The sequence below is a fragment of the Micromonospora sp. LOL_025 genome (assembly GCF_048060285.1).
Taxonomy (GTDB): Bacteria; Actinomycetota; Actinomycetes; order Mycobacteriales; family Micromonosporaceae; genus Micromonospora.
This window is the reverse complement of the sequence record NZ_JBHMIR010000006.1, coordinates 150,999-171,604: the sequence shown is the minus strand read 5'-3', so window position 1 is coordinate 171,604 and position 20,606 is coordinate 150,999. Positions and strand designations below refer to the sequence as shown.

Sequence of the window (20,606 nt, the reverse complement as noted above, 5' to 3'; positions counted from 1 at the left end):
CTCCTTGGTTAACCTCGCGCCGCCGCGACGCGCGCGAAATCGATGACGGCCGCCGCTACCTGCGTCACGGCGGCGGAATGCAACACTCCGAAGTGGTCGGTGCCGATCCGCTGGGACCGGGCCGCCCCGACCCGCGCCGTCCACTGGGCGAGCTGCGCGTCGAGCAGGTCCGCGCCGATCACCAGCGCGGGAGTGTCGACCGGGCCGTCGTGGACGTACTCGGCGCTGGCCCGGACGTGGCGCTCGTAGCTGCGCCACCGGTGCGTCAGCAGCGCCGTCGGCACGGGCTGCCCGACGGCGGCCAGGCAGGCCGCGAGCGTGCCGAGGGCCAGCCGCCCGTCGAAGCCGGCCGGCTCCGGGACACCCGTCACCCGGGGCCTCGGGGCGTCCGGCTCCAGGTCGAGGGCTTGGTGGATGTTCTCCGTGAAGGTGTCGAAGCGGTGCTGGACCTCGTCGGCCGGAAGCTCGTACCCGACCGGCGGGGCGGAGTCCAGCAGCACCAGCGCGCTTCGCCGCCCGACCTGGTCGGCGGCCATCTGGTAGGCGACCTGACCGCCGAAGGACCAGCCGCCGAGCAGGTCCGGGACCAGCCCCGCCGCGTCCAGGTCGGCCCGGTAGCGGTGGGCCAGCGCCGCCACCGTCGGCAGCTCCGCGCTGTCGCGGGAGGCGGTCACCCGCCAGTGCTCCGGCAGCTCGGCCAGCAGGTCCTGGTAGTCCTGCGGGCTGCCCCCGGCGCCGTGCACGAGGTGCAGGTGCGGCCCCGGGCCCGCCCGCAACTCCACAAGCGTCGACTCCGTCGCCACCGGCTGCGACCCGTTGCCCAGCAGGTCGGCCAACCGGCGGGGGGTCGGCTCGCCCAGCCACCGTACGACGTCCACCGCCGGGCGCCCGTCGGCCGTCAGCGCGTCGACGAGGCGGAGGGCGCTCAGCGAGTTGCCGCCGGCGGCGAAGAAGTCGACGTCCGCGCCGGCCGGCGGGCCGCCGAGCACGTCGGTCCAGGCGGCGACGACGTGCCGCCAGTCCGCCGACTCGGGCAGCGGGCCGGTCGCCCGGTCGCGGTCCACGGCGGCCGGGGCCGCGCGGCCGGCACGGGCGCGGGTGGCGACGTCGAACGAGCCGACGGTACGCTGCGGCTCGGCGCCGCCGTCGGCCAGCACCGCGTCCAGGTCGTGCAGCAGGGCCAGCACGCTGCTCTCCCGGTAGCGCCCGGTGTGGTACTCGATCTCGGCGAGGTAGCCGCCGTCGGCCTCCCAGACGGACATCGCCAGGTCGGCCCGGGCGGCCCGGTTCGGGCTGGGTAGCAGCGTCGCCGGGACCGGGCCCAGCCGCAGGTCGGTGCCGATCGGGCCGAGGTAGCTCAGCAGCAGCGGCGCGGGATCGCCGAGCGCGGCCCGGGTCCGTTCGGGCAGCGCCCCGAACACCACCGGGTACGGCACCGCCTGGTGGGTCAGCATCTGCCACATCCCGTCCCGCGCGGCGCCCACCACCCCGGCGACGGTGTCCGCCTCGGCTACCGTGGCGCGGGCCACGCAGAGGTTGGCGGTGTACCCGAGCAGCGCCTGGTCGCGGGCGGTCATCCGGTTCGCGGTCACCACACCCACCGCCACGTCCGCCCCGGCACCGGCCCGGGCGAGCACGATCTGCGCCGCGCCGAGGATGACCGCGAACGGGGTGGCGAAGGTGGCCTTCGCCAGGGCGGCGATCCCGGCGCCCGCCTCGGCGCTGAAGCCGTAGCGCAGGATCGCACCGGGCGCGCCGCTGGCCACCTCGCCCGGCAGGTCGGGCTCCAGGGAGGCGGAGGCGGCGCCTGCGAGCGCGTCGCGCCAGTACGCCAGGCTCTTGTCCCACCGGCCGTCCACGCGGGCCGCGGCCTGCTCCCGCGCGTACGTGCTGAACGGCACCGGGTCGGCCGGGAAGCTCACGGCACGTCCCTCCCGCGCGGCCGCGTACGCCTCGGACAACTCGCCGACGAGCAGCTGGACCGCCCAACCGTCCAGCACCACGTGGTGCACGGTCAGCAGCACCTCGTGCCGGTCGCCGACCCGGACCAGGGTGATCCGGGCCAGCGGTGCCGTCTCCGGTTCCATCGGCCCGGCGTGCACCTCCTCGGCGACGAGCCGCAGCAGGGTGCCCGGGTCGGCCGGTCCCGGGTCGTCCACCTCCACCCGGTGCAGGCCCACGACGATCCGGGGCGCCACCACCAGCGTGACGGCGTCCGCCTGCCGTACGACCGAGGTCCGCAACGCCTCGTGCCGGTCGACCATCGCCTGCCACGCGACGGCCAGCGCCGCCCCGTCGAGCGGCTGGTCGACGGCGAGCCGCCAGGTGAGGTGGTAGACGGACCGGTTGCGGGCCCGCTGGTGCACCCACCACAGGGACTCCTGCATCGCGGTGGCCGGGACCGGGCCCGGGGCGGCCCCGGCGCGCTGCTCAGCCACGGGTGGCGAGCAGCTCGGAGGTCAACCGCTTGCGGTCGACCTTGTCCACCTCGGTCAGCGGGATCTCCGCCCGGTGGTGGAACGCCCGTGGCCGCATGTACGGGGGCAGGTGCCCCACCAGCCGGGTGAGGTCGTCGTCGGCCAGCGCCGCGCCGGTGTAGACGGCGTGCAGGTCCAGTTCCCCGTCGTCGCCGGCCACGGTGAGCACCACGGCCTCCACCACCTCCGCGTGGGCGCGCAGCGCGGCCTCGATCTCGGCCAGCTCGACGCGGTTGCCGCGTACCTTCACCTGGTGGTCGATGCGGCCCTGGTGCACCAGCTCGCCGAACTCCCGGCGGACCCGGTCGCCCGTGCGGTACCAGTGCGCCGCGGTCAACGGCCCGGTGCCGTCGTAGAGCCGGCCCCGGTCGCCGTCGAAGGAGACGAACCGGCCCGCGTTCTCCGTCGGGTCCAGGTAGCCGGGGAAGCGCTGCTCACCCCGGACGCACAGCTCGCCGTCGTCGCACGGGCGCAGGTCCTCGTCGAGCAGCACGTAGTCGAGGTGCGGGTAGATGTCCCCGATCGGCACCGACCGGTTCGACGACTCGATCCGGGCGGCCGGGTCGGCGGGCACCTCGTACGCGGTGACGATGACCGTGGTCTCGGTGGGGCCGTAACAGTTGATCACGGCCGTGTTCGGCGCGGCGGCCGTCCAGTCGTTCACCTGCTCGATGGTCAGCGGCTCCCCGCCGAAGGAACTCAGCCGCAGGGTCGGCATGCTCTCCGGCGCCAGCGCCCGCAACCGCTTGGCGAACGAGATCAGCGACGGCACGGACAGCCAGTGCGTGAGCCGCTTCGTGTTGATGAAGCGCACCGGCGTCAGCACGTCGCCGCGCTGCGCCACGCACAGGGTGGCCCCGGTGCCCCACGCGCCGAACATCGCCAGGATCGAGCCGTCGAAGCACATCTCGAAGGTCTGCGAGACCCGCGACTCGGGCCGGAACCGGTACCTCTTGATCACCTCGGTCAGGAACGAGTCGACGTTGGCGTGGGTCGCCGGCACTCCCTTGGGCTTCCCGGTGGTGCCGCTGGTGAAGATGATGTACGCGAAGTCGTCGCGGCCCCGCTCCACCTCCGGCGGGACCTCCGCCGCGTCGCCCGGGGCGAGGAACCGGCGCCAGCCCTCACCGGTCAGGTCGAGGACCGTGACGGTGGTCTGCGAGCGGAACTCGGCCAGCCCGTCGCCGGAGGTGTCGTCGACCATGACGAGGTCGAGCCCCGCCTCGTCGGAGATGGCGAGGTTCCGGGCCGCCGGGTTGGCGGGGTTGAGCGGCACCACCGTCGCGCCCAGCCGCAGGGCGGCCAGGTAGGCGACGTAGCCGACGAGGCTGCGGGAGGTGAGCAGCCCGACCCGTCGGGGTGGCCGCCCCGGCGCGCGCTGCATGGCGGCCGACAACCGCTCGGCCGCGCCCCGCAACTCGGCGTAGGTCAGTGCGTCCGAGGCGACCTCGATCGCCACGTTGTCCGGGTGCAGCCGGGCTGACGTACGGAACCAGTCGTAGAGGGTACGGGTCTGCATCGCACATCCTTCACAAGGTCTGCCGGTGCGGGCGTTCCGCCGCCGGCGCTGGGGTGGTCGACCGGTCTCGTTCCAGGTGCCGCAGGTGCTCGAAGGTGGTCCGCACCAGCGCGGACCGGGGACGCCCCCGGCGGGCCGACTCCACCGCGAAGCGCAGGGCCCGGGGCAGGTCCGCCCAGGCCCGCACCGCCTCGTCGTCGCCGAGGTGGCGGTACCGGAACGTCCGGTGCTGCGCGACGGCCCACAGGTCGTCCAGATGCGCCCCGGCGGCCTGCGGGTGCGCGGCGACGTGGTCGCACAGGAACTCCAGGGCCGCGTCCTCGTCGAGCAGCCAGTCACCGGGCAGCTCCGGCTCGCCCCCGGCGCTGCCCGTACGGACCAGCCAGTGCGGGTGCGCGCCGGCCGGCGGGGGCGCCCAGAAGCCGAAGGCCAGCGCGTTGCGCCGGTCCTGCTCCGGGCGCCACGCCGGCGGCGGGGTCATCGCGGCGAGCAGCCCGGCGGTGCCGAGCCAGCCGGCGTACGGCTCCTGCTCGCCGGCAGGCAGCAGCCCGCTGAACCCGTCGACCACGTGCCAGTCGTCGCCGCGCCGGTCGTCGAGCAGCAGCCAGTGCGGCGCGTGCGCGGTGCCGTCGGTCGAGGGGGACCAGGGCAGCGCCGCGTTGTCGGTGACCACCAGCACCCGACCGTGGCGGCGCAGCTCCGCGTCGACGGAGTCGACCACGCCGTCGACCGGGGCGGTGGCCCACGCCAGCCGGGTGCCGTCCGGCAGCCGGTCGAGCGGCACCCGATGGTGGGAGAAGGCGAGCTGCCGCTCCGGCAGGTCCGTGCGCACCGCTACGCGTACCGAGTCGGCGAACCGGTCCGGGGTGTCGGCGAACTCGCCGGCCTGGTAGCCGGCCAGGTTGGCGGTGTAGCAGCTCAGCCCGGCGAAGCGGGGGTCCGGGGCGGTCATCGCGTACCCGCCCCGTGCGCCACGCTCGCGGGGATCCGGCTGTGCCCGCGCAGGCTCACCCACCGCAGGTCGGCCCACCGGCCCGTCCGCCGCCCCGACGGCACCGGAATGGCCCAGGGCCGGCCGGCGAGGCCCGCGCCGGTCGCCTTCACGCACGCCTCCTGCACCGTCCAGATCCAGGCGAACTCGCGGTCCCGGGCCGGTCCGGCCAGCCGGTCCAGGGCGGCGCGGACGGCGGGGGCGCAGCAGCGGCGCAGCAGCGCCGGCGGCGCGGGCACGGGCACCTGGACGTCGACGCCGACCGGTACGCCCCGCCCGAGCGCGGCGGCCACCGTCCCGGCGTCGTGGGAGAGGCTGACCGTGACCCCCGGCCACTCGGGCAGGTGGGGCTGGCCGCCGTCGTGGGCGGCGATCGGCGTGGCGCCGGCCGCCGGACCCAGCTCGGCGACGAGCAGCAGGCGCAGCAGCGCCCGGGCGGCCAGCCGTTCGGCGCGCGGCCCGGCGGGGAGGTCACCGACGGTCGCCAGGTCCGCCGGGGCCGGCGGAAGGTGGGCGAGCAGCCGCTGATCGGCCACGGCCACCCGCACCCGCGCGCCCAGCCGCAGCCGGACGACGCCACGGTGGCGGCCCGTCGGGTCTCGGCGCGGCCGCGCCCGGCGGGCCAGCGCCGCCCGCTGCCGGGCCGTCACCACGGCCGGCCCCCGAGCAGGTCCGGCACGTGCTCGGCGATGCCGGCGAGCATCGCGCCGGTGGCGCCGCCGGCCGTGGCGAACATGCCGGCCGCGGCCCGCAGCTGTGCCAGCCCGCCCTCGGCGTACGCCTCCGCGCCGAGCAGGGCGGCGCACTCGCCGAGCACCACGTCCAGGCCCTGCGCCACCGAGGTCTTGAGCAGCATGCTGGTAACCAGGGGCTCGGTGCTCACCCGCTGGGCGTCGCAGGCCGCCTGGATCCGCCACGCCTCCACCACGCACCGGGCGAACCGCTCCCGGATCGCCGCGTTGTCCCAGGCCCGGCCGTCGCCGAGGGGACGCTCGACGAGCCGGCGGTGGGTGTCGGCGAGCACCCGCCGGCACATCGCGGCGGCCCACACGCCGCCCGCGAAGCGTTCCGTGGCGATGTGCCGGGCGAAGCTCACCATCCCCCGGCCGGGCCGGCCGACCAGGTACGACCGGTCCAGGCACACCTGGTCGAAGTGCAGGTCGCCCAGGCCGGCGCCGGAGAGCGGGGTGCCCCGGGTCGCGGACACCCGGACGCCGGGGGCGTCCGTGGGCACCAGCACCCACACGAAGCTGGTGAAGTGCCGCTGCGGGCGGTGCCGGGCCAGCACGAGCGCGTGCCCGGCGGTGCGGGCGTTGGTGATCCACCGCTTCCCGCCGTCGAGCACCAGCGACCGGTCGTCGAGGCGTACCGTCGTGCCGAGCTCCATCAGGTCGGAGCCGGCGCCGTCGCGGTCCGTCGCGGCCAGCGCGAGCGCCGCGCGACCGGCGACCGCGTCGAGGTACGCGGCCCGGACCGGCCCGTCCTCCGGCTCCGCGTCGACCTGTTCGCGCAGGACCGGCAGCGCGCTGGCGACCTGGACGCAGACGGACAGCACCACCCCGACCGGGCAGCGCGCGTCGAGGGTGCCGAGCAGCCCCGGCAGGTCGGCCGGCCCGAGGTCGCGCAGCAGGTCGTGCTCGCCGAGGGCCCGCCACACCGCGCGGGCGTCCCCGGGCGTCGCCAGCCCGCCCAGCGCCGCCCGGGTACGCGCGGCCACGTCGCCGTCGCGTTCGGGTGCCGCCGGGCCGGGCCCGGTGCGGGCCGTCGCCGGTGCCGTCCGCAGCTCAGGCAAGGTGCACCTGCCGGTCGCGCAGCGTCAGCGCCCCGTTGACCAGCAGCAGCCGGTCGTTGGCGTAGTTCAGCGAGGCCGAGCGGAGGTCCCGGAAGACCCGCTCCAGGTACAGCGGCGACGACCTGAGGTAGCCGTGCCGGAGACCGACCAGCTCCACCATCTCGTCGGCGGCGGCGAAGCACTGCTCGGCGGCGTGCACCTTCAGGGAGTTGACCAGCAGCTGGGTCGACGGGTCGGCCACGTCAGGTGTGCTCTCCACGGCGGCGACGGTGTGCCGCAGCAGGGCGTTGACCAGGTCGAGCCGGCCCCGGACCCGGGCCAGCCGGGTCAGCAGCAGCTCCGACGACGGGTCGAACTGGCCCCGGCCGGCGTCGCGGATGTGGTGCAGGATCCGCGACAGCGCGCCGGTCGCCGCGCCGAGCCACGCCGCCGACCAGCCGATGTGCGCCAGCGGACCGAAGGTGGGGGCGACGATCTCGCGGAACTTCCCGGGTGCGCCGATCACCTGGTCGGCCGGCACCCGCCCGGTCAGTCGCATGGGCACGCTCTGGGTGGCCCGCATGCCGAGCGGCTGCCAACCGCCGCGCACCTCCAGCGTGAGCTGGTCGCGGCGGGCGTACACCAGGGAGACCTGGCTCGGCGAGGTGGCGTCCGGCGCCAGCGTGGTGATGAGGTACGCGTCCGCGTGCTGGCCGCCGGTCACGATGGGGGCGTCCCGGTCGATCGTCAGCGTCCCGGCGTCCTGCCGGACCGTCGACTCCGAGCTGAGCAGGTGCCCGCCCTTGCCCCGCTCGGTGGTGACCGAGGCGAGGTAGACGTCCCCCTTGCCGAGCTCCGGCAGGAGCCGCTCGGCGAACGGGCCGTCGGCGTGCCGGACGACCGCCACGACCTGCTGGCAGTGCATCGCGAAGATCAACGCGACGGACATGTCCACCCGGGCCAGCCGCAGCGTCACGTCGACGAGGTCACCGAGCCCGCCGCCCCCGCCGCCGTGCTCCGCCGGCACGAGCAGGCCGAGCAGGCCGGTCGCCCGCATCGCGTCCAGCGCCGCCGTGGGGAACTCCGCCGTCTCGTCGGCGTGCTCCGCGTGCGCGGCGGCGGCGGCCAGCACCTCCTCCAGCGCCCCCTCGTGGCGGGTCGCGGTGCTCACGCCGCCCGTCCCCGCAGCGACTCGATGGTGCTCCACAGGCTGCCCGCGGTGGCGAAGGTGCTGTCGGTCAGCAGCTCGTCGGGCATGGACACGCCGTAGGTGTCCTCGATGGTGAACAGCAGCTCGATCGCGCGCATCGAGTCCAGGCCCAGTTCGTTGAGCGAGGCCTCGGCGGTGATGGGCTGCGTTCCCGCGTACTTGAGGAACGGCTTGAGCAGGTCCGGAAAAGCGGCGTCCATTGTCAGATCAACCCCTGTCGCTGCCGATGACGGTGTGCCGGGTGAGCTCCAGCCGGGTCACGCCGGTGATCCGGCCCCCGGCGACGGTGACCTCGACCGGCATGGGATGCGCGAGGAAGGCCACCAGGCTGGCGTAGAGGCCGTACGCGCCCACGTTGGGCACGGCGACCAGCTGGCCCGGGACCAGTGGCGGGAGGGCGGCGGCGCGGGCCCACGTGTCCAGCGGCGTGCACAGCGGCCCGGTGACGATGGTCCCGGGCACCGGCGCCCCGGCCGCCGCGTCCACGGTGACCAGGTCCGGCACGATCGGCGGCAGCCGACGCAGCCCGGACATCCCGCCGAGGTGGTGGATGCCCGACTCCAGCACCACCACGGTGGCGCCCTGCGACCGCTTCACGTCCAGGACCCGGGTGACCAGCGTGCCGCAGGTGCCGACCAGGTACCGGCCGGACTCGAAGGCGACGCCCGGCCCGCGCTCCGGCCAGCCCGGGAAGGCGTCGCCGAGCAACGCCGTCAGCCGGTCCGCCAGCTTCGGCAGCTCCGGCCGGTCGCCGGCCCGCGCGAAGGGCGCCCCGAAGCCGCCGCCCAGGTCGATCAGCTCCGGCTGCACCCCGGTCGCCGCCGCCAGCCGCCGCACGGTGTCGACGGACTGGGTGAACTGGGCGAGCAGGGCGTCCTCGCCGTCGACGTTGCTGCCCATGTAGAGGTGGAACCCGACCGGGGCCACGTTCCGGCGCGGCCCGAACAGGTCGGGCCGGTCCAGCACCCAGCGCACGTCCGCGCCGAACTGCGAGGCGACGCCGGTCATGGTGAGCCCCTGCCCGGGGGCCGGGGTGTCGTCGTTGATCCGCACCAGCGCGCGTACCTCGACGCCGTGCTCGCGGGCCACCCGGTCGAGCTGGTCCAGCCCGTACGGCGAGTCGACGGAGAAGAGACCGACGCCGGCCCGTACGGCGTCGACCAGGTCGACGTCCCGCTTGCCCGGACCCGTGTAGAGGACCTCGGCCGGATCGCAGCCGGCCGCCAGCGCGACGCGCAGTTCGCCGGGGGAGCAGACCTCGGCCCGGCACCCGGCGGCGGTCAGGTCGGCGACCACCGTCGGGTGCGGGTTGGCCTTGAGCGAGTAGAACAGCTCGGCGGGCCCGGGCAGGGCGGCGCGCAGCGCGGCGTACGAGCGGGCCAGCTCGTCCAGGTCGTAGAGGTACGCCGGGGTCTGCGGCGCGTCCGGCCGGTCGAAGAGTCCCGCGAGCTCAGACACTGGCGCGCTCCGTCCACATCCGGTACAGCTCCGCCCGGTCGACCTTGCCGTTGCGGGTCAGCGGGATCTCCGGCACGACCAGGCAGGTGCGAGGCGTCTTGATCTCGTCGAGTTCGGCGCGCAGCGCGGCGAGCACCTCCGACGCGGTCAGCTCGCTCACCGCGAACAGGGTGGCCGAGTCGCCGCCGTCCTCGGCGCGGGGCGGCAGCACGGCGGCGGCCTGCACCTGCGGTATCCGGTACGCCGCCGCCTCGACCTCGGTGACGCTGACGCGGATGCCGCGTTCCTTGTAGATGTCGTCGCGCCGGCCGACGAAGTAGAGGTAGCCGTCGGCGTCGAGCCAGCCGTGGTCGCCCGTGCGCAGCTGGGGGAAGAGCCCTTCGACGCGGGGGAAGCGCTGCGCGGTCAGCTCAGGGCGACGCCAGTAGCCGGCCATCACGTGCGGGCCGCGGACCACGATCTCACCGACGGTGCCGGGCGGCACCGGCGCGCCGTCCGCGTCCACGATCAGGATCTCGGTGCCCGGCAGGGCCCGCCCGGAGGCGCCGGGCCGGCGCAGGTCCTCGTCGACCGGCATGATCGCGGCCCGCTTGCACTCGGTGAGCCCGAACATCAGCTGCACGCGCAGGGTGGGGATCCGGGCGCGCAGGTCGCGCAGGACCTCGGGCGGCATCGCCGCGCCGGTGTTGGTGAGCAGGCGCAGCGCGGGCGTGGCCGTGCCCGGGCGGGACAGCATCCGGGCCAGGCCACGGGCGAGCGCGGGCACCGCGGGCAGCACGGTCGCGGCGCTGTTCACCAGGTGCCGGGGCAGCGTCGGGCCGGTGTCGGCGGGGGAGGCCAGGTGCAGCCGGGCGCCGGCCAGCGTGCTGAGGAAGATCTGGTACATGCCGTAGTCGAAGGAGAGCGGCAGGGCGCACCACACGACGTCGTCGGCCCGGTAGGCGAGCTGGGAGGCGATGGCCCCGACGGCGAAGACCACCTGCGCGTGGGTGGACACCACCGCCTTCGGCATGCCGGTGCTGCCGGAGGTGTAGATGAGGCAGACCGGGTCGACGACCAGCGGGGACGCGGCCGGCTCGGCGTCCGGGCCGTCCCGCACGATGCCGCGCAGTTCCGCCGAGCCGACGGTCGGCACCCCGTGGTCGGCGGCCACGGCCAGCGCCCGGGGGCTGTCGGTGACGAGCAGCGCCGGCTCCGCGTCGGTCAGCACGTGCGCCAGGGCGATCGCGGGGGACTGGTCGTTGACCACGCTGAACACGGCGCCCGCCCGGGAGCAGGCGTACAGCAGGGCTGGCAGCAGCGGGTCGGTGGGCAGGCAGACGACCACCCGCTCGCCCCGGCGGACACCCCGCCCGGCCAGCCAGCCGGCGAGCCGGCGGCTGGCGGCGTCCAGCTCGCCGTAGCTCTGGACCAGGTCGCCGTGCGTGATCGCCGGCGCATCCGGCCGGGCGGACGCGGTGCGGTCCAGCAGGTCGTGCAGCAACCCGCTCACCGGCCCGACACCCCCTGCGCCGCCGGCCGGGCCCGCCCGAACACGGCGCCCAGCGAGTCGAGGTCGTGCAGGGCCGTCCCGGTGAGGTCGTCCGGGTCCAGCTCCACCCCCAGCCGGGTCTCCGCCCGCTCGATCACCTCGACCAGCCGGAACGAGTTGAAGCCCGACAGCGTCCGCAGCGGACGCCCGTCGACCGGCACCTCCGGGCCGACGCCGAGGACGGCGCGTACCTCGTCGGCCAGGACCGCGCGGATCCGGCCCGGGTCGGCGGCCGGCCCGTCCTGCGGCGGCGGCACCGGCCCGGCGTCGGCGAGGCGCCCGGCGAGCGCCACGTCGTCGCGCAGCAGGCCGGCGAGCTGGTCGAGGACGGGGGCGGGGAAGACGCCGCCCCGGCGGACCCGGCGCATGGCCACGTAGCTCTGACCGGCGAGGGCGAGCCAGGCGTCGGCGCGTTCGGCGGCCTCCCGCGCCGCGTCGGCGGTGTCCGGGTCGCCGGCCAGCCAGGCGGCGTGCAGGGCCCGGGAGCGGCCGAGCAGCCACACGTCGAGCACCAGCTGGGCCGCCGCCTCCGCCTCGCCCGCCCGCCGCCGGACCGCCGCCAGGTAGTCCTCGATCCGGTCGGCCCCGGCGCGCAAGGCGGCGGCGTTGGCGCGCAGGACCGCCGTCCGGTCGAGCACCGGGGCACCGTCGGCGACGACGGTCATCGCGGTCGCCCGGGGCACCGCCGCGTCGAAGTCGGCGGCCGACATCCGCCACGTCCCCGGTCGCGCGTCGCCCCACTGGGTGGAGTTGTGGTAGCCGTCGACCACGACGCAGTGCTCGCCGGCCTCGACCAGCAGGAAGCTGTGCTCCATGTGCTGGTGGCCGGCGTAGGGCAGCCAGCTCATGGTGAACGTGTCGGCGACCACGTAGAGCGGCGAGTGCTCCGCCAGCAGCTCGCGTAGCCGCGCGCCGGGCACGTCGTCCCAGCGCCGGGCGACCCGCAGGCCGAGCAGGTCGGCCGCCTCGGTGAGCCGCTGCTCGACCGACGCGGTCACCGCCGGCATCCCGGCGGGCCCCTCGGCGGCGTGGAAGCGCAGGGTGGCGCCGAGCGCCAGGTGCGCGCCGGGCCGGTAGGCCCGGTCGGCCAGTGCGGCCAGGTTCACCTGGACGCAGTCCAGCAGTTCGGCGCGGAGACCGGTCAGCACCGGCGTCCACTCCCGGCTGCGCGTCGGCACCGCAGGCACAGCGACCATGTCACGCCCTTCACGTCGGGTGGACCGCGCGGAGCGACGCCGTCGCCGCCCGCAACGCGTCCGCGTCGGCCGGCCGGTCCTCGGGCAGACCGGCGAGGAGCTTGTCGTACGCGGCCAGGTCGAGCAGGCCGTGCCCGCTGACGCAGACCAACACCCCGTGCCGCGCCGGGTGCCCGGGTTCGCGCCCGGTCGCCACGCGGGCGGCGGCCGCCAGCGCGTGACCCGACTCCGGCGCGGGCAGCACCAGCTCGGTCAGGGCGAACGTCCGGCCGGCGGTCAGCGCCTCCCGTTGGCCCACCGCCAGCGCCGAGATCTGGTCCCGGTGCCGCATCGCGGAGACCAGCTTCGCCGCGCCGTGGAAGCGCAGCCCGGCCGAGTGCGACGCGGGGATCGCGTACCCGCTGCCGATCGTGTACATCGGCTCCATCGGGCCGGTGCCGGTGGAGTCGGTGTGGTCGTAGGCGTACACCCCCCGGGTCAGCTTCGGGGTGGCGCTGGACTCGACCGCGATCAGATCGGCGGGCACGTCCAGCTCGCCGGCCCGCCAGGCGGCGAAGAACGGCAGGGCCAGCCCGCCGAAGTTGCTGCCGGCGCCCACGCAGCCGATCACCGCGTCCACGGGGGCGTCGAGGGCGGCGAGCTGGTCGATCGACTCCAGGCCGATCACCGACTGGTGCAGGATGCTGTACGTCTCGCCGCTGCCGATGCAGAACGCCCGCTTGGGGTCCGCCCGGGCGTACTCGACGGCCTCGCCGATGGCCAGCGCGAGGCTGTTGCCCTGCCCCGGACGCTCGGCGGCGGCGCGTCCCACCCCGGTCAGCGGGCTGGGACTGGCGTGCAGCTCCGCGCCGTAGAGCCGCATCAGGCTGCCCCGGTACGGCTTGTCGCGCAGGCTGCCGCCGACCATGAAGACGGTGCAGGCCATGCCGAACGCGGCGCAGGCGGCGGCGAGGGCGCTGCCCCACTGCCCGGCACCGGTGCCGGTGACCAGCTCCCGGAAGCCCGCGCGATGGTAGTAGTGGGCCTGCGCCAGCGCGGTGTTGAACTTGTGGCTGCCGGAGATGTTGCCGCCCTCGTACTTCACGTAGATCGGGACGGTGGCCCCGATCTCGGCCTCGAAGCGTCGGGCCCGCCACAGCGGCGCCGGCCGGTAGGCCCGGTAGCGCTCGGCCACCGGCTCCGGGATCGGCCAGAACTCCCGGGCCGACACGCTCTGCCGGATCAGCTCCAGGGGCAGGGTCGCGGTCACCGGGCCACCGGTGTCCTCGGGCGTCACGTCCGCGGGCAGCTCGTAGCCGAGGTGCGGCAGGACGCTGCGCCAGGCCCGGGGCGTCTCGGTCACGACTCCTCCTTCACCACGTCGGCGACGACGTCGACCAGGTCCGCGACGGTCGTGAAGACCCGCCCGGCGAAGATGTCGTCCGGCAGCGTCACGTCCAGTTCGTCCTCGAGCCGGACGAGCATGCCGAGGAAGCCCAGCGAGTTGACCCGCAGCAGGTCGCCGTTGAGGGGCTCGTCGTCGTCGACCGTGCCGGGGTCGACCGCGAGCCGGGACTCGCGTACGACCAGCCGTTTCACGGCCTCGTTGATCAGGGACCGGTCCGTCATGCCGCCTCCGTCCCGTCGCCGCGCAGCCTGCCCCCGGCGTCGACGACCCAGCTCCAGGTCAGCAGGGCGGACAGGTCGACGGGCCCGCGTACGTGCAGCCGGCCCGTGCTGATGGACAGCTCCGGTCCCAGCGCCATCGTCGGCCCGTCGTGCAGGCGCAGGGAGCCGTTGACCACCAGCGCGGCGGCGTCGACCCTGGCCAGGAACCCGGCCACGACCGCCGGGTCGGCGGCCACCACGCCCTCGGTGTGCCGGGAGCCGAAGCGGCGGATGTGGGCCGCCGCCTCGTCGAGACCGGCGACGGGCCGGATGCCGACCGCGCGTTCCAGGAACTCGCGGCCGTCGTCGGCGGCGGTCAGCTCGGCCACCGGCGCCCCGGCCGGCACGGCGGCGGTCAGCCGGGGGTCGACCCGCAGCAGCCACGGCTCGGGCAGCCCGGCGCCGGCCCGCAGCAGGGCCCGGGTCAGCTCCTCGGCCACGTCGGCGTGGGCCAGCACCAGTTCGAGGGTGTTGCATGCGGTCGGCTCGCCCAGCTTGCTGTCGAGGGCGATCCGGGCGGCCAGCTCCAGGTCGGCGCTGCGGTCGACGTAGAGGTGGTTGACGCCGCCGCCGCTGGCGATGACCGGGATGGTGGAGCTGGTCAGGCAGTAGTCAATCAGGGACGGGCTGCCCCGGGGGATCAGCACGTCGATCGCGTCGTGCCGCTTCAGCAGGGCCCGGACCAGCCGGCGGTCGGGGTCGGTGACGATCCGTACGGTGCCGGCGGGCAGCCCCGCGTCCTCCAGCGCCCGCCCGACGACGACGGCGAGGGCCCGGTTGGTGGCCGCGATCTCCGACCCGCCGCGCAGGACGGCCACGTTGCCGACCGCCACCGGGAGCAGGGCGCCCTCCACGGTCACCGTCGGCCGCGCCTCGAAGATCATCAGCACCACGCCGAGCGGCTTGGGCAGCCGGCGTACGGTGGCGCCGTTGCCGGCCCGGTGCCCGGCGGCCGGCGCGGTCACCGCCGGCAGCGCCGCGCGGGCCCGTGCGATCAGGTCGACCAGCGCGTCGAGGTGGCGCTTGCCGAGCGCCAGGCGGTCCACCAGCTCGGGGCCGAGACCCGCCTCGGTGCCCCGGGCCACGTCGGTGGCGTTCGCCGCCAGGACGTCGGCCCAGGCCGCGGAGAGCCGGTCGGCGAGCGCCTCGCAGTACCGGTCGTAGCGCCCGTCGCCGGGCGGGGGCAGCTCGGCCCGGGCCCGCGTCGCGCCGTCCAGGATGTCGTCCACATCGCTCACCACATGAACTGCCCACCGTCCACGATCAGCTTCTGCCCGGTCAGGTATCCGCTCGCCGGCCCGACGAGGAACTCCAGGGCGTCGGCGATCTCCTCGGTGGTGCCGATGCGGCCCCGGGGGATCTCCGCGACCACCGCCGCCCGGGCGGCCGGGTCGTCCAGCCGGAACCGGGTCACCAGCTCGTCGGTCTCGGTCATGCCGGGGATCAGGCAGTTGACCCTGATCCGGGGCGCCAGCTCCAGCGCCAGGCACTTGGTGAGCTGGAGCAGGCCGGCCTTGCTGGCGCAGTAGTTCACGCCGTTGCGGCGGGGGCGGATGCCGGTGGTGGCCCCCACGTTGACGATCACGCCGTCGCGCCCGGCCGCCAGCATCGCCGGCGCGAACCCCCGGGTGAGGTGGAAGACGCCGGATAGGTTGGTGTCCAGCACCCGCCGCCAGTCCTCCGTCGACATCTCCAGGAACGGCCGGTCGATGTTGATGCCCGCGTTGTTGACCAGCACGGTCGGCGGGCCGTGCTCCGCGAGGACCGTCCGCACGGCGGCGTCGACCGCGGCGGCGTCGCCGACGTCGAGCCGGACGGGGTGGAACGCGTCGCCGAGTTCGGCCGCCGCCGACGCCGCCGCGACGGCGTCACCCCGGTACGGCGCGACCACCCGGTGCCCCAGCTTCACCAGCCGGCGGCTGAAGGTGAGCCCGATGCCCCGGGTGCCGCCGCTGACCACCGCGAGCGGGCTCATCGCCGCACCGCGCCGGAGGCGCGGCCGAGGAACGGCGTCACCTCGTCGACCAGCTGCGGCAGGCGGTCGGGGTCGAAGACGTCGAAGTGCCCGGCGTCGAGTCGACCGGCGCGCAGGTCCGGTGCGAGTTCCCGCCACCGGGCCGAAGCCTCCGCCCGGAACCCGAACTCCTCGTCGGTGCACATCAGCATCAGCACCCGGCCGGCGTAGGGCCGGTCGGCCCGGTAGTCGGCGAGGGCGGCGACCTGGGTGTCGAAGACCCGCCGGACCCGCTCGACGGTCGCCGGGTCGGGGCGCGGCCCGAGCATCCCGACGACGGTCTCGCGGACCCGGGCGTCCTCCTCGGCCGTGGCGCGGCGCGGCAGCGGCGTCGCGTCCACCAGCACCAGGTCGGGCAGGTGCCCCCACTCGGCCAGCCGGACGCACAGTTCCCAGGCGACCGAGCCGCCGAGGGACCAGCCGAGGACGGCCGCCGGGACGGTCCCGTCCGCGTCCAGCGCCCGCGCCGCCGCGTCGGCCATCTCGGCGATGCTGAGTTCCGGCTCCTCGTCGGGCAGCAGGCCGGCCGCGCGTACGGCCGCGACGTTGTGGGTCCTGCCGATGGCCGCGGCGAGCCGCAGGTAGGGGTGCAGCCCGCCGCCGGCGCCCGGCAGCAGCACGCACGCCGGTCGGGCGCCCCGCCGCAGCAGGGGGACCAGCCGGCCGGGCAGCCTGGTCGTCACGGCGTCACCGCCGGGTCGCCGCCGCGCGCCGAGCGGACGAGCCCCGCCAGGGTGGCCACGGTGGGCGCGGCGAAGAAGTCGACCAGCGGCACCGCCACCCCGTAGCGCTCCTGCACCTCGGCGAGGGTGGTGAAGATGTTCAGCGAGTGGGCGCCGTACTCGATGAGCGGGCGGTCCGGCCGGATGCCCTCGACGTCGAGCACCCCGCCCCAGAGCCCGGCCAGCTCCCGCTCCAGGTCGTCGGCGTACGCGACCTCCGTGCTGTCCGCGCTCTGCTGCTCGACCAGCAGCTCGTCGGCGAGCCGCAGCAGGGCGTCGCGGTCGGTCTTGCCGGTCGGCGTGGTCGGGACCCGGTCGACCGGGAAGATCCACAGGGGACGCATGTAGACCGGCAGTGCCGTGGTCAGCCGTTGGCGGACCTGTTCCGGGTCGGCGGTGGAGCCCTCGTCGGGACGGACGAACAGCCCGAGTTCCCGGTCGGCCCCGGAGCCCCGGACCACCGCCACCGACTGTCGGACGCCGTCGACCTGGTTCGCGACCGCCTCGATCTCGCCCAGCTCGATCCGGTATCCCCGGATCTTGACCTGGGTGTCCATCCGCCCCAGGAAGACCAGGTCGCCCCGGTCGTCGCGGACCACGAGGTCCCCGGTGCGGTACACCGTCGCGTCGGGCGCGTCGGAGAAGCGGTCGGGCACGAACCGTTCGGCCGTGATCTCCGGGTCGTTGATGTAGCCGTCGGCGGGGCAGTCCCCGCCCAGGAGCAGCTCGCCGGCGACGCCGGGCGGGGCGAGGTGGCCGGTGGCGTCGACCACGTACGCGCTCACCCGCGGGTACGGCTGGCCGATCGGCACGTGGGTCGGCCAGACGGCGTCCCGGTAGGACAGCCGGTGCGAGGTGACCGCGTGGGTCTCGGTGGGGCCGTACAGGTTGACCAGGGTGCAGTGCGGGTGGGCGAGGAAGAAGTCGCGGATCTCGTCGTCGACGATGAGCTGCTCGCCGGAGACGCACAGGTAACGCAACGCGGGCAACCGGGTGCCCCGGCCCGCGGCGGTCTGGACCAGGGGGCGAAGCGCCGCGACCGGCAGGTAGACGTGGGTCACCTCGGTCCGGGCGATCCGGCTGAGCACGGCGGTGAACATCCGCCGGTCGGCCGGCTCGCGGGAGACCACCGTCCCGCCCGCCGCCAGGGTCGGCAGGATCTCCTGGAAGGAGACGTCGAAGCCGAGCGGGGCGTACTGGAGGAAGCGGGTCTCGGCGTCCATGCCGAGGGCCGCGATCTGCCAGCTGGTGAGGTTGGCCAGTGGGCGGTGCCCCATCTGGACGCCCTTGGGCTGCCCGGTGGAGCCCGACGTGTACATGACGTAGATCGGCGCGTCGGGGTCGGCCAGCGATTCGGGTACGGGCTCCGTCGCGGCGGCCAGGTCCGCCACCGCGACCGTGGGCACGTCGGGTACGAGCGCCTCGCCGACGACGAACTCGCAGCCGGCACGCCGGACCATGAACTCCAACCGCTCGGCGGGCAGGCCCGGATCCAGGGGGAGGTACGCCGCACCCCGGCGGAGGATGGCCAGGATGGCGGTCACCGTGTCGCAGAGGGTCGTCGCGGCGAGGCCCACCACGGCGCGGGGGCCGACGCCGTGCGCGGCGAGCCCGGCGCTGATCCGTTCGGCCTCGGCCAGCAACTGCCGGTAGTCGAGCCGGCGGGTCGGGTCCTCGATCGCGGGGGCGTCGGGCCGCTGCCGGGCCGCCGCCGTCACCCAGTCCCACGGCGTCTCGCCGGTCAGCGGGCTGGTCCAGCCGTCGGAGCGGATGCTGGCCGCGGCGGAGGCGTCGGCGAAGAGGTCACCGAGCCGGCGCGAGCCGTCGGAGACCGCCCCACGTACGGCGTCGCGCAGCGAGGTGAGCAGCCCGTCGGCGACGACCGGTGCGATGAGCTGCCGGTCGTACTCGAGTTCGAGCAGCCACCGGCCGTCGACGGGGGTGGCGCCCAGCCAGAGGTCGAACTTGGCGGTGCCGTTGCCGGGCTCCAGGACCCGCAGCACGGCCCCGCCCGCGTCCGGCGTGAAGGTGTCCTGCATGGCGAGCATCGCCGAGAACAGCGGGTTGCGGTTGCTGGAGCGGTCGGGCCGCACGTCGGCGACGAGCCGGTTGAAGGTGACGTCGACGTTCGCGCGGCAGAAGTCGATGGACTCCCGGACCACCTTGCCGAGATGCTCGTCGACGGTGCGGCTCCACTCCACGTCGACGGTGACCGGCAGCGTGTTGACGAAGAAGCCACCGAGGTCGAACGCGCCGATCGTGCGGCGGGCCATGAACGGGCTGCCGACCAGGACGCTGGAGACGTTGCCGTGCCGGGCCAGCACGGTGCCGTAGATGCCGGAGAAGAAGACGAAGGGGGAGATCTCCAGCCGCCGGAAGGTCTCCGACAGCGCGGCCGTCTCGGCCTGGCTGAGGTACCAGCTGACCCGGTCGCCGGTGAACTCCGTCTGCGCGGCGCGGCCGGGCAGGGGCGCCAGCACCAGGGGCGGGACCTCGCGCAACCGGGCCGCCCACTCCCGGGACCGGTCGACGACGCGGTCGGAGGTGGCGGTGCGGTTCTGCGCCGCCAGTTCCTTGACGAATGCCTTCTCGCGGGCGAGGCGCCGCTGCTCGATCTCCGCCCCGACGAGGCGGCCGGACAGCGCCTCCTCCAGGTCCCGCACCAGGGGCCCCATCGACACGCCGTCGAGGATGATGTGGTGGTCGCACATGAGGACGGCCACGCGGGGTTCGTCGACGCAGCGGACGACGGCGAAGCGGTACGCGGGGCCGTTGGCCAGGTCGAACTCGGGTCGGCCGATCCGCCGCTGTGCCGCGCCGACCGCCTCCTCGAAGTCGCGCAGCCGGGCCGTGACCCGTTCGAGCGGGAAGTCCTGCGGCTCCGGCGGCGGGGTGAGCCGCGCGTGCATCTCCGGGAGCAGCCCGAAGACCTGGCGCATCGCCGGCTGGACGGCGACCACCGTGGCCAGCGCGCGCTCGATCGTCTCGTCGGGGATCGACGGGTCGATGTCGAACCGGACGAGCTGGTTGTAGACGGCGCGGCCGGGCGAGCGTTCGTTGACGACCAGCAGCCCCTTCTGCGACTCGGTGATCGGCAGTCGCACCGGCCCGGTGTCCGTCGCGGGTTCCGTTCCGGCCGTCGTGGTCACCGTGCGCCTCCGGTCTCGGCTCCCACGCCGCTCAGCTCGCGTAGCCACTGCTTGAGGTCAGCCACGGTGCGGAGGTCCACCAGGCGGGTGGCGTCGATCTCCGCGTCGTCGTCGTCGGCCAGCTCGACGGCGAGCCGCAGCAGGGACAGCGATTCGAGGCCGGCCTCCAGCAGGGGGGTCGAGTCGTCGAAGGCCACCGACGCGTACTTCGCGATCGTCGTGTCGAGGTCAGCTGGAGTCGTCATCCCTGCTTCCCGTTCACCTGAGGTCGGCCGCGCCGCAATGATCGGAAACCGGACGTGGAGCCGGTCGCCGATCGAGGTGGGGTCGACTGAATTTGCGCTTGGAAGTTCTACGGGTCCGAGCATCCCGGCGCCGATGTTCTCTCGATGTTCCCGGGATGGAATGTCGTTGGTCGCTGATTCGGGCGGCACTCCGGTGCCCCGTACGGCTCTGGTCGGGGCGGCGCGAAAGGGGCGCTGGCCAGTGACGGAAGCCCGGAGACGGTGCGCGGCGGGGCGGCAATGCCGCCGTAATCGCCCCAGATGCGGCAGGGGCGACAGAAGCTCCCCGTACGTATTATTCGGGTCGCCGGCGGGCAGTGATCGCCGGCCGTTGCCGCCGCCGGGAGGGTCGGCCGGCGCACTGACGTGAGGATGGACACGTCCCCCCGGATGACCTATGGTGCAACCAGCGCAACGCAGAGTATTCCCATAAGGCGCGAAAGGGACTTTCCGCGATTGTTGGAGCCGCCTGCCGATACCCGAACGACCACCCTGTCAACGCGCGGACCCCGATGACCTGCCACTCCGCCCAGCCCGGTGACCAGCCCGATCGGAATTGCCGGCGATGACCGGGGCGGAAGTGCGGGATCGGTCGCCCACCCGCTCGGCATTGCGTGTCAGCTAATTGACACGCGCG

At 75.1% G+C, this 20,606-nt stretch carries 17 protein-coding genes; all 17 read right to left on the bottom strand.

All coding sequences use genetic code 11. The features are described from left to right. Nucleotides 1–8: 8 nt before the first annotated feature. The 17 genes from ACFHW0_RS11010 to ACFHW0_RS10930 are packed head-to-tail and all read right to left on the bottom strand — an operon-like array spanning nt 9 to nt 19,930. Nucleotides 9–2,438: a condensation domain-containing protein gene (locus tag ACFHW0_RS11010; RefSeq protein WP_416607165.1), complete on the bottom strand. Its 2,430-nt coding sequence runs from the start codon at nt 2,436–2,438 to the stop codon at nt 9–11. Further along, nucleotides 2,431–3,996, bottom strand: coding sequence for an amino acid adenylation domain-containing protein (locus ACFHW0_RS11005; RefSeq protein ID WP_416607164.1), 1,566 nt, complete (start codon nt 3,994–3,996; stop codon nt 2,431–2,433). The genes ACFHW0_RS11010 and ACFHW0_RS11005 overlap by 8 nt, the downstream gene beginning before the upstream one ends. Nucleotides 3,997–4,006: 10 nt before the next feature. After that, nucleotides 4,007–4,948, bottom strand: coding sequence for a hypothetical protein (locus ACFHW0_RS11000; protein ID WP_416607163.1), 942 nt, complete (start codon nt 4,946–4,948; stop codon nt 4,007–4,009). After that, a complete protein-coding gene (locus ACFHW0_RS10995) occupies nt 4,945–5,640 on the bottom strand; it encodes a 4'-phosphopantetheinyl transferase family protein (RefSeq protein WP_416607162.1) in 696 nt (231 codons plus the stop codon). The genes ACFHW0_RS11000 and ACFHW0_RS10995 overlap by 4 nt, the downstream gene beginning before the upstream one ends. Further along, a complete protein-coding gene (locus ACFHW0_RS10990; protein ID WP_416607161.1) occupies nt 5,634–6,779 on the bottom strand; it encodes an acyl-CoA dehydrogenase family protein in 1,146 nt (381 codons plus the stop codon). The genes ACFHW0_RS10995 and ACFHW0_RS10990 overlap by 7 nt, the downstream gene beginning before the upstream one ends. Continuing rightward, the gene (locus ACFHW0_RS10985; protein ID WP_416607160.1) at nt 6,772–7,929 is read right to left on the bottom strand and encodes an acyl-CoA dehydrogenase family protein; all 1,158 of its coding nucleotides are present in this window, start codon (nt 7,927–7,929) and stop codon (nt 6,772–6,774) included. Before ACFHW0_RS10985 ends, ACFHW0_RS10990 begins: the two co-directional genes overlap by 8 nt. Continuing rightward, complete coding sequence (locus ACFHW0_RS10980) at nt 7,926–8,168, bottom strand: phosphopantetheine-binding protein (RefSeq protein ID WP_091623462.1); 243 nt, start codon at nt 8,166–8,168, stop codon at nt 7,926–7,928. Before ACFHW0_RS10980 ends, ACFHW0_RS10985 begins: the two co-directional genes overlap by 4 nt. A gap of 7 nt (nt 8,169–8,175) precedes the next feature. Further along, nucleotides 8,176–9,426, bottom strand: a complete 1,251-nt coding sequence (locus ACFHW0_RS10975) for a type III PLP-dependent enzyme (protein WP_416607159.1) — start codon at nt 9,424–9,426, stop codon at nt 8,176–8,178. Next, the gene (locus ACFHW0_RS10970) at nt 9,419–10,918 is read right to left on the bottom strand and encodes a class I adenylate-forming enzyme family protein (protein ID WP_416607158.1); all 1,500 of its coding nucleotides are present in this window, start codon (nt 10,916–10,918) and stop codon (nt 9,419–9,421) included. The genes ACFHW0_RS10975 and ACFHW0_RS10970 overlap by 8 nt, the downstream gene beginning before the upstream one ends. Further along, nucleotides 10,915–12,153, bottom strand: coding sequence for an acyl carrier protein (locus ACFHW0_RS10965; RefSeq protein ID WP_416607157.1), 1,239 nt, complete (start codon nt 12,151–12,153; stop codon nt 10,915–10,917). Before ACFHW0_RS10965 ends, ACFHW0_RS10970 begins: the two co-directional genes overlap by 4 nt. Before the next feature lie 10 nt (nt 12,154–12,163). Then, nucleotides 12,164–13,495, bottom strand: coding sequence for a TrpB-like pyridoxal phosphate-dependent enzyme (locus ACFHW0_RS10960; RefSeq protein ID WP_416607156.1), 1,332 nt, complete (start codon nt 13,493–13,495; stop codon nt 12,164–12,166). Then, entirely contained in the window at nt 13,492–13,761 is a 270-nt protein-coding gene (locus ACFHW0_RS10955; RefSeq protein WP_416607155.1) for an acyl carrier protein, read from the bottom strand. Before ACFHW0_RS10955 ends, ACFHW0_RS10960 begins: the two co-directional genes overlap by 4 nt. Then, the gene (locus ACFHW0_RS10950) at nt 13,758–15,038 is read right to left on the bottom strand and encodes a glutamate-5-semialdehyde dehydrogenase (protein WP_416607154.1); all 1,281 of its coding nucleotides are present in this window, start codon (nt 15,036–15,038) and stop codon (nt 13,758–13,760) included. The genes ACFHW0_RS10955 and ACFHW0_RS10950 overlap by 4 nt, the downstream gene beginning before the upstream one ends. Then, nucleotides 15,035–15,775 (bottom strand): SDR family NAD(P)-dependent oxidoreductase, encoded by a 741-nt coding sequence (locus tag ACFHW0_RS10945; RefSeq protein WP_416607153.1) that lies wholly within the window; start codon nt 15,773–15,775, stop codon nt 15,035–15,037. The genes ACFHW0_RS10950 and ACFHW0_RS10945 overlap by 4 nt, the downstream gene beginning before the upstream one ends. Further along, nucleotides 15,772–16,497 (bottom strand): alpha/beta fold hydrolase, encoded by a 726-nt coding sequence (locus ACFHW0_RS10940; protein ID WP_416607152.1) that lies wholly within the window; start codon nt 16,495–16,497, stop codon nt 15,772–15,774. Before ACFHW0_RS10940 ends, ACFHW0_RS10945 begins: the two co-directional genes overlap by 4 nt. Next, nucleotides 16,494–19,685: a non-ribosomal peptide synthetase gene (locus tag ACFHW0_RS10935; protein ID WP_416607151.1), complete on the bottom strand. Its 3,192-nt coding sequence runs from the start codon at nt 19,683–19,685 to the stop codon at nt 16,494–16,496. The genes ACFHW0_RS10940 and ACFHW0_RS10935 overlap by 4 nt, the downstream gene beginning before the upstream one ends. Further along, a complete protein-coding gene (locus tag ACFHW0_RS10930; protein ID WP_416607150.1) occupies nt 19,682–19,930 on the bottom strand; it encodes a phosphopantetheine-binding protein in 249 nt (82 codons plus the stop codon). The genes ACFHW0_RS10935 and ACFHW0_RS10930 overlap by 4 nt, the downstream gene beginning before the upstream one ends. Between the last annotated feature and the right edge of the window lie 676 nt (nt 19,931–20,606).